Annotated in this window: 20 protein-coding genes and 1 other annotated feature; of the genes, 17 read left to right on the top strand and 3 right to left on the bottom strand. The window is 44.4% G+C overall.

What is annotated here, in order from left to right; genetic code table 11:
* Positions 1-132: 132 nt before the first annotated feature.
* Complete coding sequence (locus ACFP56_RS07620; protein WP_379232916.1) at positions 133-1,569, bottom strand: DEAD/DEAH box helicase; 1,437 nt, start codon at positions 1,567-1,569, stop codon at positions 133-135.
* Positions 1,570-1,701: 132 nt separating this feature from the next.
* Here ACFP56_RS07620 and ACFP56_RS07615 point away from each other — a divergent pair, with 132 nt between their 5' ends.
* From ACFP56_RS07615 to leuS, 3 genes are all read left to right on the top strand, one after another.
* Positions 1,702-2,013 (top strand): hypothetical protein, encoded by a 312-nt coding sequence (locus tag ACFP56_RS07615; RefSeq protein WP_379233306.1) that lies wholly within the window; start codon positions 1,702-1,704, stop codon positions 2,011-2,013.
* A 37-nt stretch (positions 2,014-2,050) separates the two neighbouring features.
* Positions 2,051-2,488, top strand: a complete 438-nt coding sequence (locus tag ACFP56_RS07610) for a hypothetical protein (RefSeq protein ID WP_379232914.1) — start codon at positions 2,051-2,053, stop codon at positions 2,486-2,488.
* A gap of 57 nt (positions 2,489-2,545) precedes the next feature.
* Positions 2,546-2,770: a binding site (T-box leader), on the top strand.
* A 52-nt stretch (positions 2,771-2,822) separates the two neighbouring features.
* Positions 2,823-5,264: a leucine--tRNA ligase gene (gene leuS / locus ACFP56_RS07605; RefSeq protein ID WP_379232912.1), complete on the top strand. Its 2,442-nt coding sequence runs from the start codon at positions 2,823-2,825 to the stop codon at positions 5,262-5,264.
* 49 nt (positions 5,265-5,313) lie between these two features.
* Here leuS and comER read toward each other — a convergent pair whose 3' ends face one another.
* Positions 5,314-6,153 (bottom strand): late competence protein ComER, encoded by an 840-nt coding sequence (gene comER / locus ACFP56_RS07600; RefSeq protein WP_379232910.1) that lies wholly within the window; start codon positions 6,151-6,153, stop codon positions 5,314-5,316.
* Between the two features lie 103 nt (positions 6,154-6,256).
* Here comER and ACFP56_RS07595 point away from each other — a divergent pair, with 103 nt between their 5' ends.
* The 8 genes from ACFP56_RS07595 to ACFP56_RS07560 all read left to right on the top strand — a co-directional run bounded on the left by ACFP56_RS07595 (position 6,257) and on the right by ACFP56_RS07560 (position 16,264).
* A complete protein-coding gene (locus ACFP56_RS07595) occupies positions 6,257-6,823 on the top strand; it encodes a ComEA family DNA-binding protein (protein ID WP_379232907.1) in 567 nt (188 codons plus the stop codon).
* A gap of 66 nt (positions 6,824-6,889) precedes the next feature.
* Positions 6,890-8,182 (top strand): homocysteine synthase, encoded by a 1,293-nt coding sequence (locus tag ACFP56_RS07590; protein WP_379232905.1) that lies wholly within the window; start codon positions 6,890-6,892, stop codon positions 8,180-8,182.
* 89 nt (positions 8,183-8,271) lie between these two features.
* Positions 8,272-8,805: a deoxycytidylate deaminase gene (locus ACFP56_RS07585; protein ID WP_379232903.1), complete on the top strand. Its 534-nt coding sequence runs from the start codon at positions 8,272-8,274 to the stop codon at positions 8,803-8,805.
* A gap of 67 nt (positions 8,806-8,872) precedes the next feature.
* Positions 8,873-11,431, top strand: coding sequence for a DNA internalization-related competence protein ComEC/Rec2 (locus tag ACFP56_RS07580; protein ID WP_379232900.1), 2,559 nt, complete (start codon positions 8,873-8,875; stop codon positions 11,429-11,431).
* A gap of 164 nt (positions 11,432-11,595) precedes the next feature.
* Entirely contained in the window at positions 11,596-12,144 is a 549-nt protein-coding gene (locus ACFP56_RS07575; protein WP_379232898.1) for an RNA polymerase sigma factor, read from the top strand.
* The gene (locus ACFP56_RS07570; RefSeq protein ID WP_379232896.1) at positions 12,141-13,232 is read left to right on the top strand and encodes an anti-sigma factor family protein; all 1,092 of its coding nucleotides are present in this window, start codon (positions 12,141-12,143) and stop codon (positions 13,230-13,232) included. Before ACFP56_RS07575 ends, ACFP56_RS07570 begins: the two co-directional genes overlap by 4 nt.
* A 230-nt stretch (positions 13,233-13,462) precedes the next feature.
* Entirely contained in the window at positions 13,463-14,518 is a 1,056-nt protein-coding gene (gene holA, locus ACFP56_RS07565; protein WP_379232894.1) for a DNA polymerase III subunit delta, read from the top strand.
* 357 nt (positions 14,519-14,875) lie between these two features.
* Positions 14,876-16,264 (top strand): ABC transporter substrate-binding protein, encoded by a 1,389-nt coding sequence (locus tag ACFP56_RS07560; protein ID WP_379232892.1) that lies wholly within the window; start codon positions 14,876-14,878, stop codon positions 16,262-16,264.
* Between the two features lie 106 nt (positions 16,265-16,370).
* Here the strand turns inward: ACFP56_RS07560 and rpsT are convergent, their stop codons facing one another.
* Positions 16,371-16,643, bottom strand: a complete 273-nt coding sequence (gene rpsT, locus ACFP56_RS07555) for a 30S ribosomal protein S20 (protein WP_379232891.1) — start codon at positions 16,641-16,643, stop codon at positions 16,371-16,373.
* Positions 16,644-16,836: 193 nt separating this feature from the next.
* On the opposite strand from rpsT, the gene gpr reads away from it, so the two are divergent.
* The 6 genes from gpr (at position 16,837) to ACFP56_RS07525 (ending at position 23,624) form a co-directional block, all read left to right on the top strand.
* Positions 16,837-17,841 (top strand): GPR endopeptidase, encoded by a 1,005-nt coding sequence (gpr, locus tag ACFP56_RS07550; RefSeq protein WP_379232889.1) that lies wholly within the window; start codon positions 16,837-16,839, stop codon positions 17,839-17,841.
* A gap of 245 nt (positions 17,842-18,086) precedes the next feature.
* Positions 18,087-19,328 carry a stage II sporulation protein P gene (spoIIP, locus tag ACFP56_RS07545; RefSeq protein WP_379232886.1) on the top strand — a complete coding sequence of 414 codons (1,242 nt, stop codon included), beginning with the start codon at positions 18,087-18,089 and terminating at the stop codon, positions 19,326-19,328.
* A gap of 14 nt (positions 19,329-19,342) precedes the next feature.
* The gene (locus ACFP56_RS07540) at positions 19,343-19,810 is read left to right on the top strand and encodes a hypothetical protein (RefSeq protein ID WP_379232884.1); all 468 of its coding nucleotides are present in this window, start codon (positions 19,343-19,345) and stop codon (positions 19,808-19,810) included.
* A gap of 151 nt (positions 19,811-19,961) precedes the next feature.
* Positions 19,962-21,779, top strand: coding sequence for a translation elongation factor 4 (gene lepA / locus ACFP56_RS07535; RefSeq protein ID WP_379232882.1), 1,818 nt, complete (start codon positions 19,962-19,964; stop codon positions 21,777-21,779).
* A gap of 123 nt (positions 21,780-21,902) precedes the next feature.
* Entirely contained in the window at positions 21,903-23,057 is a 1,155-nt protein-coding gene (gene hemW / locus ACFP56_RS07530) for a radical SAM family heme chaperone HemW (protein WP_379232879.1), read from the top strand.
* A gap of 96 nt (positions 23,058-23,153) precedes the next feature.
* A complete protein-coding gene (locus ACFP56_RS07525; protein ID WP_379232877.1) occupies positions 23,154-23,624 on the top strand; it encodes an N-acetyltransferase in 471 nt (156 codons plus the stop codon).
* Positions 23,625-23,642: the final 18 nt, after the last annotated feature.

The raw sequence follows: 23,642 nt of genomic DNA, 5'->3' as shown, positions 1-23,642 counted from the left end.
AATGCGCTTGTAACAACAATTCGTGACAGTTCGGTTTTTTATTAGTTTGTATAAATGTAAGCGATGCAGCTGATCTAGCTTATGGTTTGGCTGCGGTAATAAACAAAATGGTACTACGCCAGCCTCTTTCTATTATCGGCGGCCTCTGCCGCCAGAGCGTCCGCCACGTCCAGTCTGGTTTTTGGTTTTGCTTCTATCTTTCGAGCGCGATGAACTCGATGATTTTTTTCCAGAGCTGGAGCCTTTAGGAAGCTTGCCTTGTGCTATTTCCAAATCTGATTTAGTGATTTCCCAAGGATTATCCTTTTTTTGCGTAGGCTTTGCTTTTACACCTGCTGAGTTAGCAGCGGATCCAGCTTGTCCCGGCTTGCGGTTTCTATCCTCATTACGCGGCTGCCTAGGCTTTTTTGCAGCGGGACGTGCATAGTCATCGCCTTTGCCAGGCATAGCATCGTTTTGATCGGGCTTGCGGCGCACAATTTTTTGCTTGATACCGCGTTCGATCGCTTCCAGCTTCCCCATATCCCGTGCTGTAGCGAATGTGACTGCGTAGCCAGTATGCCCTGCACGGCCAGTACGACCAATACGGTGAATGTAGCTTTCCGCATCAAGTGGAATGTCATAGTTGTAGACATGCGATACACCTTCGACATCGAGACCACGTGCAGCAACATCTGTTGCAACGAGAATTTGCAGCTTCATATCACGGAATCGTTTCATCACCTGCTCGCGTTTCGCTTGAGTTAAATCCCCATGCAGCTCATCTGCGTTAAAGCCTTCCTCCTGCAGCGCCTCCGTTAGCTTGGAGGCACGAAGCTTTGTGCGACAGAAGATAACAGCCAAAAACGGATTGTGCGTTCGTAACAGCTGGATAAGAGCAGCCTGCTTGCCGCGATCCGTTGTTTCAACAACACGCTGCTTAATGTTGTCCAGCGTCACTTGTTGAGATTGGATCTCAATAAACTGAGGCTTGTTCATATACTGAACTGCAAGCTGACGAATGGCATCGGGCATCGTTGCTGAGAAAAGCATCGTTTGCTTAGCCTTTGGCGTTTGCATAATAACGGATTCCACATCAGGAAGGAAACCCATGTGCAGCATTTGATCGGCCTCATCCAATACAAAATGCGTAATCTTGCCGATGTTGATGCTTTCACGGCGCAAATGATCGAGCAGTCGACCTGGGGTAGCGACTACTATTTGCGGTGCATTTTGCAGCTTTTTGACCTGTGCAGTAACGTCCTGACCGCCATAGCAGGCCAGTACGGTTGCATTCACTGCTGATGCCAGCTTTTTTAGCTCGCTCGTAATCTGAATAGCAAGCTCACGCGTAGGAGTCAAGATTAATGCTTGCACCTGATCCTTATGTGGTCGAACCTGCATAAGGATAGGCAGTATGAATGCGAGTGTTTTTCCTGTTCCTGTTTGTGCTTTTGCTATAAGATCTGTTCCTTTTAGCAGTGCGGGAATTGCTTCTTTTTGAATAGGAGTTGGCTCAGTTATACCGTTAAGCTGAAGCTGCTTGACCAGCTGCTCGCCGACTCCCAACTGGTTAAATGTGTTTGTCATTGCTTATGTCCTCATTTCTATTAATCTGTTCTAGTATACCAGTTGTAACCAATGAGTGCATCATTTGCTTTGTTATGGTATGCTAAAGTATCTATGTTTTTTTGCTTGGCTGACAGAACGGAGGTGTTTTGTATCGCATTCGGTATCACGCGTGCTGAATTAGAAGCTTGGAAAGCTGCCATTAACCAAGGACAGATCGCTTTTTTAACTCATTATTGGCGAGATGCGCGCTTCCCAAACAGCCATACCGTTACGAAGGTTGGCTGTCGTGATGTCCAGAAGCTCGCCGCTTGGTGCAGGGCGCATCAATTGAATCCAGATTATATTCATTATAGAGATCAATACCCGCATTTTGATTTACTCGGTCCTTATCAGTATGAAATATTGCAGCAGCTTGGTCTTCAGGATCATATCATACGTTTCGGTTTACATAAGCGTAGATGACACAGTAATGAAATGATGAAGAAAGTGTGGTGCAACCATGTTATACCGAGTATGGGAAGTAGCTTTAGTCGCGGTGCTTTCATGCATATGCGGCATTAACTATACCATCTATAAATGGTTCGATTATAAATCTTTAGGAATTAGCAGAGGGGCATTGCTAACCAGCCTGCGGGTATGGGGGATGGTGCTGCTTATAATCGGAATTCTACTTCTTATATCGTTGGCGGTTCGCAAATTTACGAATGTTAAAATCATTGATAAACAGGTAGAGCTTGCAGTTGTGGTCGTATTTGTTTTGCAGCTGCCGATCGTCAGCCTGTGGTTTATGGCACTGTTGATGCAGGGAGCAGATGCGGTTATTGGCGCAGTTATACATATGGTGCTGCTGCTTCTTTCGATGTATTACTACCTGTCCAGTCATCGACCGCCCAAACGTCATAAGGATATCATTGACGAGTCAATTGAGATGCCTTAGCTGTATTGACTTGACACTGCTTAGCAGGATTTATATAATCAATTATAATTGTCAAACTGAAATGCAATGAAGAGGAGTAGTACGATCGAGCTTAAGCTTCAGAGAGCCGACGGCTGGTGAAAGTCGGTGCTTGGACGAACGGAACTCGCCTTGGAGCAGTGTATGAAACGAAAATGTGAAATACACCGTATGTCTGCGATAAAGACATGAAAGTGAGCAGCTGTAGAGCATATAGCTGTTAACTAGGGTGGTACCACGTGAGCGAATCCTCTCGTCCCTAGCGTTAATCCGCGGGGAGAGAGGTTTTTTTGTGTATCAAAAAGGAGGAGTAAGTATGAGTCAAGAGCAATCCAGACATGGCTACAGTCCGCTATCGATCGAACCAAAATGGCAAACGTATTGGGAAGAAAACAAAACGTTCAAAACAGGCGAGGATAAAAACAAGCCGAAATTTTATGCGCTAGATATGTTTCCGTATCCATCTGGAGCAGGTCTTCACGTTGGTCATCCAGAGGGCTACACAGCAACAGATATCGTATCACGCTACAAGCGTATGCAGGGCTACAACGTGCTGCATCCGATGGGGTGGGATGCGTTCGGTCTTCCAGCTGAACAGCATGCGTTGAATACGGGACAGCACCCTAGAGACATTACATTTGTCAACATCGACAATTTCCGTCGTCAAATCAAGTCGCTAGGATTTTCATACGATTGGGATCGCGAAATCAGTACGACAGATCCAGAGTATTACAAATGGACGCAATGGATCTTCATTCAACTGTACAACAAAGGCTTGGCCTATGTAGATGAAGTTCCGGTTAACTGGTGTCCGGCGCTTGGAACGGTTCTTGCGAATGAAGAGGTTATTGACGGCTTGAGTGAGCGCGGAGGGCACCCTGTTATTCGGAAGCCGATGCGTCAATGGGTGTTGAAAATTACAGAATACGCTGAGCGTCTTCTTGAGGATCTTGAGGAACTGGATTGGTCCGAAAGCATCAAGGACATGCAGCGCAACTGGATCGGCAAATCAACTGGAGCAGAGGTTACATTCCAAATTGATGGACATAGTGATTCGCTTGTCGTATTTACGACACGCCCTGACACATTGTTTGGTGCAACATACTGCGTGCTTGCGCCAGAGCACAGCTTGGTAGAGCAGATCACAACGGCTGCGCAAAAAGCGGAAGTAGAGGCTTATCAGGAGGCGGCATCACGCAAAAGCGATCTCGAGCGTACAGATCTTGCGAAAGAAAAGACTGGCGTATTTACGGGCGCTTATGCCATTAATCCAGTGAACGGTGCCAAGCTGCCAATTTGGATTGCAGATTATGTATTGGCGGGTTATGGTACAGGTGCGATCATGGCGGTACCTGGACATGATTCTCGTGACTACGAGTTTGCGAAGCAATTCAGCCTGCCGATAATCGAGGTAGTATCCGGCGGGAATTTGGAAGAGGAAGCGTATGCTGGGGATGGTCCACACGTCAACTCTGACTTTTTGAACGGCCTGAACAATGAAGAAGCGATTTCCACAATGGTGAAGCATCTTGAGGAAACAGGCAAAGGGAAGGCTAAAGTAACGTATCGCTTGCGTGATTGGCTGTTCTCGCGTCAACGCTATTGGGGAGAGCCGATTCCAATCCTGCATTTGGAAGATGGTACGATGAAGACAGTACCTGAGGATCAGTTACCGTTGTTGCTTCCGGATGTAGATGCGATTCAACCATCGGGCACAGGGGAATCACCGCTTGCCAACGTTGAGGATTGGGTTAATACAATTGATCCTGAAACAGGCATGAAGGCACGTCGCGAAACGAATACGATGCCGCAATGGGCTGGAAGCTGCTGGTATTACCTTCGTTACATCGATCCTAAAAATGACAAGGAAATTTGCTCTCCTGAAAAGCAGGCAGAGTGGTTGCCGGTTGATCTATACATCGGTGGTGCGGAGCATGCTGTACTTCATCTGCTGTACGCACGCTTCTGGCATAAAGTGCTGTATGATATCGGCGTTGTTCATACGAAGGAGCCATTCCAAAAGCTTGTAAACCAAGGCATGATTCTTGGAACGAACAACGAAAAAATGTCCAAATCTCGCGGCAACGTTATTAACCCGGATGATATCGTAAATGAGTTCGGAGCGGATACGCTTCGCTTGTATGAAATGTTTATGGGGCCGCTGGAGGCAACGAAGCCTTGGAATACGAATGGGGTTGAAGGAGCATATCGCTTCCTTGGACGTATTTGGCGCTTGTATGTAACAGAAAGCGGTGAACTGAACCCTCGTATTGCCGACACAGAGCAAGCAAGCGAAGCATTTATGCGCACATGGCATCGCTCTGTGAAGAAAATTACAGATGATCTTGAGAATTTGCGCTTCAATACCGCGATTAGCCAAATGATGATCTTTGTAAACGAGGCTTACAAGGCTGATGTATTGCCACGTAAGGCGATGGAAGATTTCGCGAAAATGATTGCGCCAATTGTTCCGCATATTGCTGAAGAGCTGTGGGAGGTGCTTGGACACTCCGGTACGATTACGTATGAGGCATGGCCAACATTTGAAGAGGCTTGGACAGTAGACCAAGAGGTTGAAATTGTTGTTCAGGTTAACGGTAAAATCGTTGAGCGTTTATCCATCCCTGCAGATTTGAATGAAGCTGAGATGGAAGCAAAAGCGAAGCAACAACCTAAAGTTGCTGAGCTAATCGAAGGCAAAACGATTAGAAAAGTTATTGCTGTAAAAGGCAAGCTTGTAAATATTGTAGCTAACTAATTGAGGTAAGACCAAAAAGGAAGAGGTGGCGAACATAGCTGAAGCACAGCTATTGCTCGCTAACCTCTTCTTTGTCAAATTGGGCACTTACTTGCTCAACATCCTCGTAATACTTGGCATGTGTTGTCCGGATCAGGTTATTAAAGATGCCCGTTGTGTCGGTTTTCAGCATAGCTAGTGCTCTAGCTGTAATGCCGCCAGGTACGGCCACTCTTTTTTGCACATCCTCAGTTGTCATTCCACCTTCTGTCAGCAGTAAGCCGGTGCCTAGCAGCATATTGCTTGCAATTACCATCGCACCTTCCCTAGAAATACCAGTTTCCTCGACAGCGGCATCAACGAACTGCTGCAGCAAAAATGAAAAGAAGGCAGGGCCACAGCTCGATATATCTGACACTACACGTGTAAAGTCTTCTTCAATACGAATTGGCTCACTAATATAGGCAAGCAGCTTTTCAAGCTTGGTTTGGCTTTCTTGATCAATGCGGCTGCCGTAAATGCATAGCGTAGCTCCGCTCCACATTTTGTTCGTTATGCTAGGAATCATTTTTGCGATATGACAGTTAAGCTCCCGCTCCAAATGGGACAGCAGCACAGGACTTGTTATGGATACGATAAGCTGATTGGGTCTAAGCAGAGGCTTAATTTCTGATATGACCTTTGCGAATTCATGCGGCTTGATGCATAAGAAGATTATGTCCGAGTTAAGCGCAATATCTGTATTATGCTCCAGCGCATGAAGACCAGGAAATTTGTATGCTAATGCTTCCGCCTTGGCATAGGTTCGATTGCTTACATAGATTTGGTGCGGCTCAATCGCTTCAGCAATTATAAAAGCTTCAATTAATAGGCTCCCCATACTTCCTGCTCCGATAAATCCAATATTCATCACGTTCCCTCCTATTAGTGAAAGTGCGAAAGCTCTATTCATATCCTATCGTATTCGTTAACGCTTGTATCTTATGTCAAAGTTATGAAAGGAATGAGAGACGATGTTATCGATTAAAAGCGATTCTGATCGATTACGCTTAATTTTATTAGGCATTTTATGTACTGGTTTTATTTGTGTCGTCATTGCACTCTGCATGCAGATGGGCAAAGCAGCCAAAACTGAAGAAATTCCGATAGAGCAGCTGCTGCAGCAATATTGGCAGGAGCAGCTGGCGGCACAGCCTGCTAATGAGGCTGCGCATGAACAACTGCCGAAGGAGATGCCAGCCCTTACACAAGTAGAATCAAATGCGGATGCCGCTCAGGGTCAGGCAGCAGAGGATCAGGCAGCTAAAGATGACGATGCTCAAGAAGGGCAAGCGGATCAAGGGGGAACGCCTACGCCGGCAAGCGAAGCAGCAGAGCAGGATGGAAAGATCGATATTAATCGAGCCACCGCAGAGCAGCTTCAACAGCTGAAAGGGATAGGTCCATCGAAGGCGAGTGCGATTGTAGAGGATCGTGAACGCAAAGGCAGCTTCAAATCAATAGGGGATATTAAACGGGTAAAAGGGATCGGTGAAAAACTTTTTGCTGGTATTCAAGATAGTATTGTAGCCAACCCTTAATTCAGTCATAATGGAAATGAGTGATGGTTAATTGAATATATTACCACTTTAGGAGGAATGTTTTTTATGTCAGAGGAAAAAAAGCTCTCTCTTGAAACACTAGCGATTCACGGAGGTCAAACCATTGACCCTACAACAATGTCGCGTGCTGTTCCCATTTATCAAACAACATCCTATGGCTTCCGCGATACGGATCATGCAGCTAACTTATTTGGATTAGCTGAATTTGGTAATATTTATACTCGTATTATGAACCCAACGTCAGACGTATTTGAAAACAGAGTAGCTCAACTCGAAGGCGGTGCCGCAGCTTTGGCAGTCGCTTCTGGACAAGCTGCGATTACGTATGCCATTTTGAATATTGCGGAATCTGGAGATGAGATCGTATCCGCGACCAGCTTGTACGGTGGAACGTATAATTTATTTGCGCACACATTAAAAAAACTAGGAATTACAGTTCGCTTCGCTGATCCTGCTGATCCGAATAATTTCCGCGAACATATCAATGAAAAGACGAAAGCTATATTTGCTGAAACGATCGGTAATCCTAAAGGCGACATTATCGACCTGGAAGCTGTCGCTGCTATTGCACATGAGCATGGGATTCCGTTTATTGTGGACAACACATTCCCAAGCCCATACCTATGCCGACCGATTGAGCATGGCGCGGATATCGTAGTGCACTCTGCTACGAAGTTTATCGGTGGACATGGGACATCGATTGGCGGTGTCATTGTGGATAGCGGCAAATTCGATTGGGCTGCAAGCGGTAAATTCCCTGGCTTGACTCAGCCTGATCCAACCTACCATGGCGTTGTATACACTGAAGCGGTCGGCCCTATCGCTTATATCATCAAAGCTCGTGTTCAGCTGCTGCGGGATACAGGCGCGGCATTGTCGCCATTTAACGCCTTTTTGCTGCTGCAAGGCTTGGAAACGCTTCATCTGCGTATGGAACGTCATAGTGAAAATGCGCTGGCAGTTGCGAAGTTTTTAGAGGCTCATAATGCGGTGGAATGGGTTAACTATCCAGGCTTGGAGAGCCATCCATCCTATGGACTTGCGAAAAAGTACTTGCCAAAAGGACAAGGTGCTATTATGACCTTTGGCATAAAAGGCGGCATAGAAGCAGGCAAAAAGCTCATTAATTCCGTGCAGCTATTCTCGCATTTGGCGAATGTAGGTGATTCCAAGTCGCTAATTATTCATCCTGCCAGCACAACGCATCAACAGCTAGGGGAGGATGAGCAGATTGCTGCTGGCGTTCAGCCTGGCATGGTTCGTGTGTCTGTCGGTACAGAAGGAATCCATGATATATTGGCTGATTTGGAGCAAGCAATTGCTGCAAGTCAGGCGTAGTATCGCTTCAAACATGCCGTTGCTTTGCAACCTGACGTAGATGAGCTTATAATAGTGCTAGCATGAATTGCACGAAAGGGAAGATCAACATGAAAAGCAAGCATCAAGAGCATGCTCGTAAAGACTGGGATACTTATTTTATGGATATTGCCTACATGGTATCGACACGTTCAAGATGTCACCGCAGGCATGTCGGAGCTGTACTTGTTCAAGGGAAAAAATTGCTAGGTACAGCTTATAATGGTGCTCCGATGGGGATTGAGGATTGCGAGGAAGCAGGCTGCATGATTTCGGAAGAGTACGAGCTGGTATTGAATGATCAGGGAGCAGAGCAGATGGTGAAGAAGCAGCGTTGTATACGCACCATTCATGCCGAGCAAAATTTACTGCTGTTTACTGACCGCATTGATCGTGAAGGCTCTACTGTCTATGTTACAGATCAGCCTTGCTGGACCTGCGCGAATATGCTCGCCAATAGCGGGATAAATGAAATCGTGTTTCATAGACCCTACTTAAAGGATGACCAGAAGGTAAGACACTTGATGAAGCAAGCAGGAATCATATTTCGCTCATTGAATATGTATGAACCGCCTGAGCATGCGGCAATGGATATAAAACAATAATGGTTGCAAGGTTAAGGAAGAACCTGGACGATGTGTCTAGGTTCTTTTTTTGTTGGAGGTGTACCTATTGATTCAAAAAAGACCAATCATTTATCTCGTTATTGCGTTTTTACTCGGACATTTGGCAGCATCGATGCAAAAAATCGACATTTGGCTGCTTGTACTTCTCGCGCTGCTTATGCTGCTTGCTTGCACGCTGCTTCTAAAGCACTGCACGGCGAGCATGCTGGGCCTGCTTCTGCTTTTATTTATTGCAGGCTCAGCAGAACGGTACATAGTAGACCAGCGCAATGTAACCGCTTTGCCTGAAAACTGGGAAGGTGGATCAGTCCAAGCGACAGGTATGATTGTAAGTAATGTGGATATCGACGGAAATAGCGTGAAATTTACCTTTCAATCCTCAGAAACTGTATTGCATGAGCTTGATTATACGATTTATGAAAAGGAAGTATTTATGGTGCATGTGACGTTGCAAGCAGAAGAAGAGCTGGAACAAGCGCGATTGTGGACTCGCGGAAGTGCCATTCAACTAGCGGGAGACTTATCTATTCCAGCAGAAGCAAGCAATGAAGGTGCATTTGACTATCAATTGTATTTAAAAAGACAAGGCATCCATTGGCTGTGGAAAAGCAGCGGCAGCAGCAATGTTGAGGTAATCGAAACAAGCTGGCATCCAATTCGGTTGCTTCATGGCGTTGATGTTTTGCGTGAGCATTTAAGTGCACCTTTTGATAGGATGTTTTCACCTGAAGAGAGCGGATTTTTAAAGGGATTAACACTTGGGATTAGATCGGATTTAGACCCGGAGCAATTTCGGAGCTTTTCTACAGTAGGACTTACTCATATATTAGCGATTTCTGGCCTGCATGTCGCTGTTTTTATGTATATGATGACTGCTTTATTAAAAATGCTGCGATTAAGCAAGGAGCGCATTATATCTTTCCTTCTTCTGGCAATTCCTTGCTATATTGCGTTAACTGGCGCGTCGCCATCTGTGTTGCGTGCCGGAATGATGGCTATGATTGGATTGCTTGCGGCGCGCGCTGGAAGGCTAAAGGATGGTCTGCATATTATTTCAGCTGTCGCTGGTATTCTCATTTTATGGGACCCTTATATGATTCATAATGTGAGCTTTCAGCTTTCATTTATTGTAACACTCGGAATAATGATAGGAGTGCCTGCATTTCAAAGCGTGCTTCCAAGCGCAAAAAAATGGAAGTGGGCTACTGATCTGCTCTCGATAACGGTAGTGGCGCAAATTATCTCCTTCCCCGTCACCATCTACTATTTTAATCAATTTCATTTCTTATCACTCGTCGCTAATTTCTTCCTCGTTCCATTTATAAGCATGATTATTATGCCACTTGCACTTTTTGTTCTCTTTTTGGGTCATGTTTCGATCGTTATTGCAAAGCCGATTTCCAGCATTGTCCATTGGTGCAATGAGCTAACATTTGTTATCGTTAAGCTATTAGGAGAAATAGAAAAGCTTCATACGATTTGGGCCACACCTCCTATTGTATGGATTATGCTGTGGTACGCGACCTGGATATTTATTTTTTATTTATGGCGGACAAGAGGGCTTTTATCGAGAAATTCTGCGCAAGCAGTAAGTACGGAGGAAACTGAGCCGATAGGTGTTATTGATGATATGATTCACCTGCCACAGTCAACTAGCTGGATAAAAAAACACTATCGCGGAGTAATTAGCTTCAGTGTCGTTCTCTCGTTATTGCTATATGCTTACATGCCGCAGGCACTTGATCGAACTGCTTCAGTTAGCTTTCTTGATATCGGCCAAGGAGATGCAAGCCTGATTCGCACACCAACAGGAAAAATCATACTTATAGATGGAGGAGGAACGATTTCATTTGGAGAGCAGGAAGCATGGAAGCAAAGGAGAGATCCGTTTGAAGTTGGAAAAAAAGTTCTGCTGCCATTATTAATGAAGCGGGGCGTACATCATATTGACCTGTTGGTAATCTCTCATCTGGACAGCGACCATATTGGTGGGCTGTATGAAGTTGTGAATACGATTCCAATTAAAGAAATGTGGTGGAATGGAAGCTACAATGCAACAGACGACGCGCAGAAGCTGTTCGCTCTTGTGATGGAGAAAAACATCTCTTTGCGTACCCCGCTTATAGGAGAGAGCATCGAGATTGACCGCTACACGACAATCGATATGCTGTGGCCGTTAAAGCAATCTCCACTTCAACTTCAGGAAGTTAAAAAGCAAAATGAACAAAGTATCGTATTTTTACTTACGATCTATCAATCTACCTTTTTATACACAGGCGATATTGGCAAAGAGACAGAGGAACAAATCATAGATGAGTTTAGTGAGCGACTGAAGCAAGGGCTGGTCGAGCCATTGCCTCGCATAGCTGTCATGAAGGCAGCTCACCACGGCAGTCGTTATTCGACGGATTATTCATGGATGTCTTACATGCAGCCACAAACGACCGTTATATCTGCAGGGCGCAATAACCATTATGGTCATCCGCATCCGGATGTGTTAGGAAGATTGGCGCAGTACCAAAGTCATGTGTTGAGAACGGATTTACAAGGTGAAATCAATTTTCAAGTAGAGTCTAATGACCTCTATTACCGAAAATGGAAATAGACGGTGACGAATGTTGCATTATTTGATATGCTTTAAGTTGGTGGAGTATGAAAAAAATCAGATTTCATCGCTTACTTATAAAATAATGATAACATTTGATAAAAGCTGCAACCTTTGAGCTAATCACGTCGTCAGTAAGGTTGCATGAGAGGGGGAGCTTTCACGTGGTAGAGCCAACGCTAATTAAAGCGGCTCAGTCGGGTGATCGAGAAGCATTAGTCACTCTTTTGCGAGAAATTGAAAACCATGTGTATCGAACCGCTTACTATATATTAAACAATGAGCAGGATGCACTCGATGCTTCACAGGAAGCACTGATTCGTATTTATACGAAGATTGATACCTATGAGGAGAAGGCTCAGTTTAAGACATGGGTACAGCGAATCGTTACAAATATTTGTATTGATAAGTTCAGACGCACAAAACCAACAGTATCAATTGAAGAACATGAGCTAGTGTTTCAGGAAAAAAGTAATGTTGAGCATGATGTGCTCGCCGCTTTCGCAATGGAAGATATAAGACAAGCGATAGAGCAGCTACCTGAACATCATCGAACAGTAGTTGTTTTACGGTATTTACAAGATTTTTCCTACAATGAAATAGCGGCTTCTTTAGATCTGCCGTTAAATACCGTCAAGTCATATTTGTTCCGAGCGAGACAACAGCTACAGCAACTGCTACAAGATTATCAGAAAGGTGGTGTTAGGGGATGATTTGCACTGAAGTAGGTGAATTGATGCAGCGACAATTGGATTTTGATCTGAATGAACAAGAGCTGACGACTTTAATGACGCATTTAAGTGAATGCAAGGATTGTAAAGAATTGTTTGAGAGACTAACCCTGCTATCTGGAAGCCTTGAACAGCTGCCTCGTGTAACGCCATCGATAAATATTGTAGATTCCATATTGCCTGAGCTGGATGCGATTGATCGCCAACGAAGTGCAGCAGCCAAAAAATATTCTCCTTGGATGCGCTGGGCGACTACGGCAGCGAGTGTGGCAGCAGCAGCAGCTGTTGTGTTCGTGATGTCGAGCCTTGTAGGAAACTCCAAATCATCCAAAGATCTTGCCTATGAGGTGGCGCTATCTACAGATACACGCATTGCGGAGCCAGGTGATGTAATGCAAATGTCTAAGGCCGCTTCTGACGGTGCGGATGCTTATCATAATATGATGATGCAAGATATTGCCAGCAAGGAATCGGGAGACTATCTAATTGAACCAATGTCTTCGCCAACTGGAGGCTTACAGCCACAGGTGGAAGAAAAGGAAAAGGATAACAGGACCTCAACAGGTACTGTAGAAATGACTAGAAATCCGGACAATTCGTTTGAGTCTGCTGATAAGCCAGCTGAACCCAAACATCCAGCTTCGACGGAAGGCCCTACTGCTACCATTGATTCGCCACGAGGCAATCAAGGCTATTTTCGAGAAGAAGAGTTTGCTGAAGTGCCACCAACATTGCCAATAGATCAAGGCGGTTTTGGAATAACAGGAAACCAAGGTAGCGATGCCGGAAATATGGTTGGATCACAGGATCACGGGATTGCCGGGTTTCAGCCGGAGGTTCAAAAAAATTATTCTCCTGACGAACACGTCTATGTTCAGTTTGAGGGGCATATAATAGCCTTGTATGAGACAAGTACGGGTCAATTGCTGCGCACTTGGGATATGAGTGTAGCAGGTTCAGCTACACTGTTAGGCTGGGATATGGAAGGTAAGTCATTTATGTACGAAGTCATAGATGTGAATGGTGAATCACACAGCTTCACGATTAAAATAAATGACGAAATCGAGTAACACATTAAGTTGTTCTTGCGTATATTACAATATGTCAACGTCTTACGACAGGTCTAAGCCGTCGTCAGACCATTCTATAGCTAGTGCCATGGAACTGGCTAGGAATGTTAACATATAACAAAGGGATGCCTGCCTCGTGCAAGGTCATCCCTTTGTTTTGCTGCTGGAATCATTGCGTAATCTTTGTGTCAATGGTACACTTTTGACGATAACTGCTTGGGAGGTTCGGAATGGAAGCAACGGAGGCAATAAAAGCTGTAAATGCGGGACGGTTTTCGCCGCTGTATGTAATATACGGCAAGGATCGCTACCGCATTGAGCAGTTTGTTGAGCTGATCAAAAATCGAATGTTTAAGAATGAGGATCAGCATATGGGCATCGTTAAATTTGATACCCAGGAGTCAACATTAGACGAGATAGTTGTTGAAGCAGATTCGGCTCCTTTTTTCGTAGAAAAGAAACTGATTATCGTAAAGGACAGCTCAATATTCAGTGCTGCTGCTAAAGAAAATTCCAAGCTTGAGCATCGGCCAGAGGCGTTATTGAATTACATGGACCATCCGCTGGAAAGTACAGTTATCGTATTTATAGTGTCAGCTGAGAAGCTTGATGAACGTAAAAAGCTTGTAAAAAGCTTAAAGAACCGCAAGGTCATTGTTCATTTCCCAGAGCTGGATTATATACAGCTTATTCAATGGCTGCGCAAAAAAGCTGGAGAACAAGGCAGAGAAATAACGCCAGATGCAGCAGAGCTGTTAATGCGAAGAATCGGAATGTCGATGCAGCAGCTGTCTCAGGAGTTGGACAAGCTCTGTTTGCATGTTGGCGATCAAGGGGAGATCACTGTAGCGCTTGTTGACCAGTTGATCTCAGCTACGATTGAAGAAGACGTATTCGCACTAGTGGATATGATTGTTAACATAAAATTACATGAAGCGCTTGCTATGTACAAGGCGCTGTTGATTCGCAAGGAGGAGCCAATTAAGCTTATTGCATTAATCGTTCGTCAACTGCGGATGATGCTTCACATCAAAGAGCTTGAGGAGGCACAATATAGTCCAAAGCAAATCGCAGGCATGATTGGCGCACATCCGTACGCAGTTAAGCTGGCAGCTGAAAAAGCAAGCAGCTATTCTAAAAAGCGGTTGGCGGAGCTTTTAAGCTCATTAGCTGATTTGGACTACAGCATGAAGACTGGACGAGTAGATAAAGCGCTTGGGCTAGAGCTGTTTATTTTATCGCTTGGCAGCAGCTATTCGTTGTCCTTTCACAGGAAGCTGTCATAATCACAACTATAATCTCAAAACATGAACTAGTCTTTATTTTTACAATAGAGGCTAGTTTTTTTATCATGCTGCTTAGTAGGATGGACAGTTTTTTCGTATCGAAAGAGAGCTTTAGGGATAGTGCTTGCGATTACTTCCATCAACATCATATTAATTATTAATATGATCACTTACGTTTATTTCTTTAATTGAGTAATTACAAATTTTCTTGATATCCGCTATGGTTACTCATCAGAGTAGATAGTATAATCCAAAAGGAATTCCTAAATTTTGATATCTTTCATAATCAAGGTATTAAAGTGAGGAATTCACATCTTTTTGTAAGCGCTCGCTAAAGAGAGATAAGGGGGAATCGAAATGGTAGTTAGAAAAGTATTGTTTTTATTGCTGTGCAGCCTGTTGATCGTTTTCGCGGCGGCATGCAGCAGCGGAAGCAACGGAACCGAAGCTAATAACGTCGTAACGAATGTAGACGGAGGAGGTAATGAAGCAGGAAACACTACGTTAGGCGAGGATGAACTGGAACAGACTAATCCAAACGCGACACCGGAGTTGGATTTTGATTTGGGTGGTAGAGTAATTACATGGGTGAGCAGCTATGACGAAACGATCAAGGATGACACTCCTGATGGTGCAAAAAGATTAGCGAATTTGGAGGCATTGAAGGAGAAGCACAATTTCGAATTGGAATTTATTACAATCGATCTCGGTGAGTACCAGGAAAAAGTGACGGCATCGCTAATGGCTGGACAGCCAGTCGGAGATATTATTCGCTTGGCTAGGGGACAGATGATCCCATCACTGACCAAGCTGGATTTGTTTTGGCCTGTTGACGAATACGTAGCTAATACAGATGTGTTTCTTCAACAAGATACCTTTGAATACTCCTATTACAATGGAAGAGGATACGGGTTCAAATCAGGGATAAATTCTTCAGCTCGGGGCGTTATCTACAACCGCACTCTCATGAATCAGCTAGGGATGAAACCTCTGCAGGAATATGTAGACGAGGATAACTGGAACTGGGAAACTTTTTTACAGGTTGCCAAAGAAGCAAATTGGGATACCAATAATGATGGAAAGCTGGACACATGGGGGCTTGCATCTGCTCCATTTAATTTTATTTTGGCTTCCAATACCGGTGCCAATTTTGTAATTGACGGCAAGTCTGGGCTCGAGGATCCCAAAACTTTAGAAGTTCTGGAATTTATGTCAAGGCTTGCGACAGAGCAAGTAGTGAGGCCGACAGAAGGCGGAGATTGGACGGAACCGAAGCAATTCTTTACACAAGGAAATACGCTTATGTTCTTTGGAGCAGATTATGACATGGATTCATTGAATACCGACATGTCTGATTATGATCTCGGTTTTCTCCCAACTCCTAAAGGTCCTAGCGCGACCATGTATCATGGCTTTGTAACCTCGCCGAGCTATTTGACAATTCCGAAGACCGTGGAAGACCCAGATAAAATTTTATATCTGTATGAGAAGATATTCGATATTGAGTCTGTGTACGAATATCCGCATCAGGCAGGGTTTGAAAAACGTTTTGCGACGGAAGAGGATGTTAACAATGCAAGAGAAACTGTCAAAAACGTTAGATTTCTCGAGATTATCGATGGATACCCAAACATGCCTTATTATGAAATAGTGGAAGAGCTTAATGAAGGAATTTCCGTTTCTACTGTGGTAGAGAAATATAAAGCCCAAATGGATAGTTCGATAGCCGAGCTTTGGGCGGATTAGTTTGACGAAACGATAGCCGGTCCCCATCTGCAATGATAATGGGACCGGCTGATTTTTTAAAGATAAAAAACCTCGACCATTAGGCGAGGTTTAGGTTCATCGGCTATTAAGCTTGAGCGCTTAGTGCGTTAAGTTTTTTAGCAAGACGAGATTTTTTGCGGGCAGCCGCATTTTTATGAATTAGGCCTTTTGTAACAGCCTTGTCCAATTTTTTCGAAGCATTGATCAAAGCAACTTTTGCTGCTTCAACATCAGTGCCTACAAGAGCTTGATCAGCTGTTTTAACAGCAGTACGAAGTGCAGAACGTTGAGAAGCGTTCAGTGCGCGACGTTTTTCATTCGTTTTAACGCGTTTAATCGCGGATTTAATGTTTGGCATGGAATTCACCTCCTAAACTAGTCAAAGCGTTTCTTTTTCCAGAAACCTTATCAACACAACTTAAAATATATTAGCATGTGGTCAGCTAAAATGCAAGAGTGGAGCGGTCAGATTCAATAAATAGGACGTGAATGAATTGTTTATAATGGGCAAACAATACCAGTGTAGTGATTAGACAAGGGAGGAAACTTTAATGTCACAGCTTGATTTGTCTGCTTATCAAGTGCGAACTGATCTTGCACTTGAAGCTGTTGAGATGGCTACAGAGCTTACTGCGGCTCCGTTGCCAGGAATAGAGAGAGAGATGTTTGAGGATAATGGAATTTTAATTACACGTCTGCACGTGCAGGATCAGGCAGGCTCACAGGCTATCGGTAAAATGGTAGGTCGATATATCACGATTGAGGTGCCTCAGCTGCGTAATGGCGATACAACTGTGCAGGATCGAGTTGCTACCCATATGGCAAAAGAATTTGAACTCTTCCTACAGCGTTCGAACATAAACAAGGATGCAAAAATATTAATTGTTGGTTTAGGAAACTGGAACGTTACACCGGATGCACTAGGACCGATTGTCGTTGAAAATGTGGTCGTGACCAGACATTTTTTTGAGCTGATGCCAAATGATGTAGCACCTGGCTATCGTCCTGTAAGCGCGGTTTCTCCAGGCGTGCTGGGGACAACTGGTATCGAATCAAGCGAAATTGTAAAAGGTATCGTTGATCAATCAAAGCCTGATTTGGTTATTGCAATTGATGCATTGGCTTCTAAGTCAATTGAACGGGTTAATACGACGATTCAAATTGCGGATACAGGAATTCATCCAGGATCTGGAATAGGAAATAAGCGAAAAGGCATAACGCAGGAAGCGTTAGGTGTTCCCGTTATTGCAATTGGTGTGCCAACGGTGCTGTATGCATCTACAATTGTAAACAACACAATTGATTTGATGCGAAACCATCTGGCTAACCATAATGGCGACAATGACAAAATCTTTGGCTTATTGAATCAAATGAGTGAGGACGAGCGATTGACCTTTGTAAAAGAAGTTTTGGAGCCTGTCGGTCATAATTTGCTGGTAACGCCAAAAGACATTGATGAGTTTATTGAGGATATCGGCAATATTATTGCAAGCGGCTTGAATGCAGCACTGCATGAAGCGATTGACAGCAGTAATGTTGCTGCATACACCCATTAAGTTAATTAGGGCGTGTCTGAACGGGTTTTCAGACACGCCCTAAACACGCCAACCAAAACGTAATCCATACAGCAACACCTATCATGTCATATAGCCGAATCCAAGCACAGATGCTTCGATTCGGCTTTTTGATTTGGCTAACGCGTTAATGACTCTATTAAATTCAAATCTATAGTTCTAGTTGTGTGAGAGATCTCATAGAGTAGAAGTAGATTGATAGAAAACAACCGGAGAGGGTGTTAGCAATGGAACGAGAACTAAAGCTTAATACAACGCTTGAACAATGGAACAGTGTGGAGGAATGGAAGGAGCTTAAAGGATATGCCAAAACGTTTTTAAGTTTGATGGCATTGTCGATTGTTTTTGTCCTAATTATTGGATTAGGTTCATATATGCGTCATGAAGTAGCCGCAAAACAAAATGATAACAAGCTTGCTTCCGTCGAATTTAAGCAAGCGACCTTGCAATCCATGCTTGCAGAGGAGTTGCCATACTATGCAGCCAATCAGCAGCTGGACACCTTTACATTTCATAAGCTTGGGTTATGGATCATGGAAAAAATAACGAATGTATCATTGCTGGACCCTGCTAGCATCGTAGCAAGTGAAATGCTGTACAGCAGTATTGAGGAGCAATCAACATTGATTCATGGCGGTGCAGGGGCTGATCCGGCAAGAGCTCCTCAGGATGATCAGGGTGCTGCTTATGCGCCGATAGATGATCAATACTTGGACAAGCTGCTGGACGAAGCAGAGAAGCAAACTGGGAGCGGATCGCCGAGCAGTCATGAGCCAAACAAATCAGCTTCTGAGGGTGGACCTGAACAGGAAAAGGGACAGCACACCTCAGGAGAACAATCAAAGCCTGTCGCATTTATTTATCATACGCATAATCGAGAATCATGGAATAGTGAGTTAAAACCAAATGAGCGAGATGCGCAGTCCTCCAATACGAACATTACGTTGGTAGGCCAACGGCTAGCAGAGGAGCTTGAAAAGCGTGGCCTTGGCTCGATGGTGTCAGATACCGATTATCCGACAGAGGTTCCTGATTATGAATGGGCGTACAGCTACAAATATTCTCGCAAAACGGTAAGAGAAGCGATAGCCAGCAACAATGAGCTGCAATACATTTTCGACCTGCATCGCGATTCTCAACCAAGAAAATATACGACAGCCGAAATTAATGGAAACAGCTATGCTCAGGTTTATTTCATAATCGGACAGCGCAATCCGAATTGGAAGGAGAACGAGGCCTTTGCTCTTAAAATACATGAGAAGCTGGAGGAGCAATATCCTGGTTTATCTCGAGGCATTTGGGGTAAAAATGCTAATAGCGGAAATGCAGAGTACAACCAATCACTGTCAAATCAAAGTGTACTGATTGAAGTGGGTGGAATCGACAATACCCTGGAGGAATGCTATCGGACAGCTGAAGCGCTGGCTGATGTCATTGCTCAAATTCATGAAGAGGAGCAAGCTCAGTGAGGAAGGTGTTCGGAATGTTTCGGAGCAATGCTTGGAAGTGGCTAATTATCGGGAGCGCGATAACGATCATAGCACTTTATATGCTGGAAATGACCTCATCTGGAATCGAGCGAGTATATGGACCGCTAGACGGTACGGCTACAGCTGCACAATCAATCGAGGGAGCAGGCTTGATTCCAATTGAGCGTGAAGCTCCTGAAGCAGCGTCTAACCTGCAAACGAATGAGACCGTGAAGCAAGGCCAAGCAAGCGGAAGTGCCATTGAGCGGGAAATCGCCGTATTAGAAGAAGAAATTGCGGAGTTGAAACGACTGGCACTTTTGAAGGAGAAGGAGGAGTTGCAGCAAAAGCTGCTGTTAAATGAGGATGCATCGAAACCAGCAGTCAATCGATTCGCTGATTCAACCTCCGAGGTGCTGCAAAATGCTTCTTCTTCAGGTCTTCAATTTATCGCTAATCTGTTCAGCAATGTGATCAATTAAGGTGGCAAGCAGTCGTTGTGTATTGCACAAGCAGCGATTTGCTTGCCTTTTTGCGCCGTTAAACTTTTCTAACCAAGTCCATTGATGTGAATAACGCTTACTGTTATAATAGGTTGATTGATTTTATTCAAGGAATGTGTGGAGGTTAGGCATGACCGACGTTCGCGAAAGACAGAAAAAAATTAGAAATTTTTCGATTATCGCTCATATTGACCATGGAAAGTCGACATTGGCGGACAGACTTATTGAAATTACAGGCGCGCTAAGCTCTAGAGAAATGCAGTCTCAAGTACTGGATAAGATGGACCTTGAGCGTGAGCGAGGCATTACGATTAAATTGCAATCCGTACGATTGGCGTATCGTGCAAAAGACGGTGAAGAGTATCTACTGAACTTGATCGACACACCTGGACACGTCGACTTTACATATGAAGTATCTCGAAGCCTTGCGGCTTGTGAGGGAGCTTTGTTGGTCGTTGACGCTGCACAAGGAATCGAAGCGCAAACATTAGCAAATGTGTACTTGGCGCTAGATAACAATTTGGAGATATTGCCTGTCATTAACAAAATAGATTTGCCAAGCGCAGAGCCTGAACGCGTAAAGCAGGAGATCGAGGACGTAATCGGTCTTGATGCAAGCGAAGCTGTACTTGCTTCTGCCAAGGCTGGCATTGGGATAGAAGATATACTTGAGGAAATTGTAGCTAAAGTTCCGGCGCCTGAAGGTGATCCAGATGCACCGCTGCAAGCTCTCATATTTGACTCTCATTATGATGCTTATAAGGGTGTTATCGTCTACGTTCGTGTTGTTAATGGTTCAATCAAGGCTGGACAAAAAATCCGTTTCATGGCAACCGATGCTGAGTTTGAAGTGATCGAGGTGGGCTGCTTCACACCGAAAACAACGATTATCGATGAGCTGCGTGTTGGCGATGTAGGATTTGTTGTAGCTGGTGTTAAAAATGTGAAGGACACGCGTGTCGGGGATACAATTACTGATGCCAACCGTCCTGCCAGCGAAGGACTCCCTGGATACCGACGCATCAACCCGATGGTATACTGCGGTTTGTACCCGATTGATTCGCAGGATTATAACGATTTGCGTGAGGCACTAGAGAAGCTTGAGCTGAACGATGCTTCGCTTCGCTATGAGCCAGAAAGCTCAACGGCGCTAGGCTTCGGCTTCCGCTGTGGGTTCTTGGGACTTCTGCATATGGAGGTTATTCAAGAGCGTATTGAGCGCGAATTCAATATTCCGCTTATTACGACAGCGCCAAGCGTTATTTATCGTGTTACGTTAACGAACGGGTCCGTTATCGAGATTGACAATCCATCCAATTATCCGGAAGTAGGCAAGCTGGATTATGTCGAGGAGCCGTTTGTTAAAGCCAACATTATCGTGCCAAATGATTATGTAGGGTCGATTATGGAGCTGTGCCAAAACAAGCGCGGTGAATTTGTCAACATGGAGTATTTGGATGAGAATCGTGTTACGATTACGTACAATCTTCCGCTAGCTGAAATTGTTTATGATTTCTTCGATCAGCTGAAATCAAGCACGAAGGGCTACGCTTCATTCGATTACGAGCTAATTGGCTATCGTCGTTCGAATCTCGTGAAGATGGATATAATGCTGAACGGCGAGCAAGTCGATGCATTGTCCGTCATTGTTCACCGAGATCGAGCTTATCATCGCGGCCGTATCATTTGCGAAAAATTAAGAGGTCTTATTCCTCGTCAAATGTTCGAGGTGCCGATCCAAGCTTCAGTAGGTACAAAAATTATTGCGCGTGAAACCGTTAAGGCGATGCGTAAAAACGTACTTGCCAAATGCTATGGCGGTGACATCAGCCGTAAGCGTAAGCTGCTAGAGAAGCAAAAAGAAGGTAAAAAACGAATGAAGCAGGTCGGCAGTGTTGAGGTACCGCAGGAAGCATTTATGGCGGTACTGAAAATCGACGAGGATTAAGCTGTCTAAGCTTCTCATATAAGATATCGAAATAAGTGTTATGTGAAGAAAGGGCTGGCGTAGTTGTCGATGCTGCAATCGGGAACGAGGCAGCCCTTTTGCTCTTGGAAAGGAGGAGTATGAATGCAGCCAGAAGCGCTTTATATTCATATCCCGTTTTGTACGAATAAATGCCATTACTGTGATTTTACTTCCTATATATTAAAGGGGCAGCCTGTGGATGCTTATTTGGATGCACTGGAGCTTGAAATGCAGCAAACGGTAGAACGCTGGACACCAAAGCGAATCAAAACTGTATTTGTAGGCGGAGGAACACCAACGGTGTTAACGCCTCCTCAAATGGAAAAGTTTCTAGCTTCTGTGCACCGCTGGTTCCCGCTTGCAGATGATGTAGAGTTCTCTATGGAGGCGAATCCCGGCACAACCGATCGCGACAAGCTTCAAGCGATGAAGGACGGCGGCGTGAATCGGATCAGCTTCGGTGTACAGTCGTTCGATAACGAGCTGTTGAAGCGCATAGGTCGAATCCATGAGGTGGAGGACGTTTACCGCAGCTTGGAAAATGCGCGAGCGGTTGGCTTTACCAATATGTCGATTGATCTGATGTTCGGGCTTCCCGGTCAAACCGTCGAGCTGCTTGAGGATAGCGTAAGAAAGGCATTGGAGCTTGAACTGCCGCATTATTCGCTCTATAGCCTGAAGATTGAAGAGAATACATTGTTCCACAAGCTGTATGAACGCAGTGAGCTTGTTTTGCCGCCTGAAGAGGATGAATACAATATGTACTTACTGCTGATTGATCGCATTACGAAGGCAGGGTACAAGCATTATGAAATAAGCAATTTTGCCAAGCCTGGCTTTGAAAGCCGTCATAATAGCACCTATTGGCGCAATGAATCATATTATGGTCTTGGCACTGGAGCCCATGGCTATGTCGATCGCAAGCGCCACATGAATATTAAAGGGGTTCAACCGTATATTGATGCCTGCAAAACAAAGCTGCCTCGTTTGGAGGAGTATGAAATTACCGAGCAGGAAGCCAAAGAAGATTATATGATGGTTGGTTTAAGACTGCTTGAAGGAGTTACTGCTTCGCGTTATGCCGAGCAGTTTCCGAATGCGGACCTTGAGGCTGATTTCGGGGACAAAATTGATCGCCAGGTCGAGCAGGGGCTTATGGAGCGAGTAGCCTCCGGCCAGGATACAATCTATCGTTTAACTGGTAAAGGGCTGCTTCTAGGAAATGAGGTATTTGCAGCGTTTTTAGCGGATTTTTAATGTTTTGCATTGCAAATTGTTGCGGATTGATGTATATTCATTCATATTGATTGAATATTTATTAATTCTTGTGCTCACTCGGAGGTGGAGGCAGCTATGCAAACCCTGCATGTTTTATGTAGAAATGCAACAAATGAGGATGTAGATTCCTTGTATCAACTTATTAATGGCTATGCTGAGAAAGGAATTATGCTGCCTCGCTCGCGTGAAGCACTGCTTAGAAGTATAGATACGTTCGTTATAGCTGAAATCGAAGGCAAGTTTGTTGGATGCGGTGCATTGACTAAGCTTGGTGATGATCTTGTTGAGATTCGCTCGCTCGGGATGTCCGAAGGCTATAAGGGTTACGGAATAGGCGGATTGATTGTAGAGCAATTAATCAGCAATGCAAAAAATCAAGGGATTAGCAAAATTATGGCGCTAACCTATGCTGTATCATTTTTTGTGAAAAATGGCTTTGAAGTTGTCGATAAAGAAATTTTTCCTGAGAAGGTATGGACAGATTGCATGAATTGTCCAAAGCGTCACGCATGTGATGAAATTGCAGTGTTGAAAAAGCTCCAATAAGTTCAATACCAAATCACT

The sequence above is a fragment of the Paenibacillus septentrionalis genome, assembly GCF_042659865.1.
Taxonomy (GTDB): domain Bacteria; phylum Bacillota; class Bacilli; order Paenibacillales; family Paenibacillaceae; genus Pristimantibacillus; species Pristimantibacillus septentrionalis.
Note: the sequence above shows the minus strand (reverse complement) of the source record. Positions and strands in the feature narration are given on the sequence as shown.

What these genes read in the sequence shown, in the direction of transcription:
- ACFP56_RS07620 (WP_379232916.1), bottom strand. Translation starts at nt 1,569, where the DNA reads ATGACAAACACATTTAACCAGTTGGGAGTCGGCGAGCAGCTGGTCAAG.
- ACFP56_RS07610 (WP_379232914.1), top strand. Translation starts at nt 2,051, where the DNA reads ATGTTATACCGAGTATGGGAAGTAGCTTTAGTCGCGGTGCTTTCATGC.
- leuS (WP_379232912.1), top strand. Translation starts at nt 2,823, where the DNA reads ATGAGTCAAGAGCAATCCAGACATGGCTACAGTCCGCTATCGATCGAA.
- comER (WP_379232910.1), bottom strand. Translation starts at nt 6,153, where the DNA reads ATGAATATTGGATTTATCGGAGCAGGAAGTATGGGGAGCCTATTAATT.
- ACFP56_RS07595 (WP_379232907.1), top strand. Translation starts at nt 6,257, where the DNA reads ATGTTATCGATTAAAAGCGATTCTGATCGATTACGCTTAATTTTATTA.
- ACFP56_RS07590 (WP_379232905.1), top strand. Translation starts at nt 6,890, where the DNA reads ATGTCAGAGGAAAAAAAGCTCTCTCTTGAAACACTAGCGATTCACGGA.
- ACFP56_RS07585 (WP_379232903.1), top strand. Translation starts at nt 8,272, where the DNA reads ATGAAAAGCAAGCATCAAGAGCATGCTCGTAAAGACTGGGATACTTAT.
- ACFP56_RS07570 (WP_379232896.1), top strand. Translation starts at nt 12,141, where the DNA reads ATGATTTGCACTGAAGTAGGTGAATTGATGCAGCGACAATTGGATTTT.
- holA (WP_379232894.1), top strand. Translation starts at nt 13,463, where the DNA reads ATGGAAGCAACGGAGGCAATAAAAGCTGTAAATGCGGGACGGTTTTCG.
- ACFP56_RS07560 (WP_379232892.1), top strand. Translation starts at nt 14,876, where the DNA reads ATGGTAGTTAGAAAAGTATTGTTTTTATTGCTGTGCAGCCTGTTGATC.
- rpsT (WP_379232891.1), bottom strand. Translation starts at nt 16,643, where the DNA reads ATGCCAAACATTAAATCCGCGATTAAACGCGTTAAAACGAATGAAAAA.
- gpr (WP_379232889.1), top strand. Translation starts at nt 16,837, where the DNA reads ATGTCACAGCTTGATTTGTCTGCTTATCAAGTGCGAACTGATCTTGCA.
- spoIIP (WP_379232886.1), top strand. Translation starts at nt 18,087, where the DNA reads ATGGAACGAGAACTAAAGCTTAATACAACGCTTGAACAATGGAACAGT.
- ACFP56_RS07540 (WP_379232884.1), top strand. Translation starts at nt 19,343, where the DNA reads ATGTTTCGGAGCAATGCTTGGAAGTGGCTAATTATCGGGAGCGCGATA.
- lepA (WP_379232882.1), top strand. Translation starts at nt 19,962, where the DNA reads ATGACCGACGTTCGCGAAAGACAGAAAAAAATTAGAAATTTTTCGATT.
- hemW (WP_379232879.1), top strand. Translation starts at nt 21,903, where the DNA reads ATGCAGCCAGAAGCGCTTTATATTCATATCCCGTTTTGTACGAATAAA.
- ACFP56_RS07525 (WP_379232877.1), top strand. Translation starts at nt 23,154, where the DNA reads ATGCAAACCCTGCATGTTTTATGTAGAAATGCAACAAATGAGGATGTA.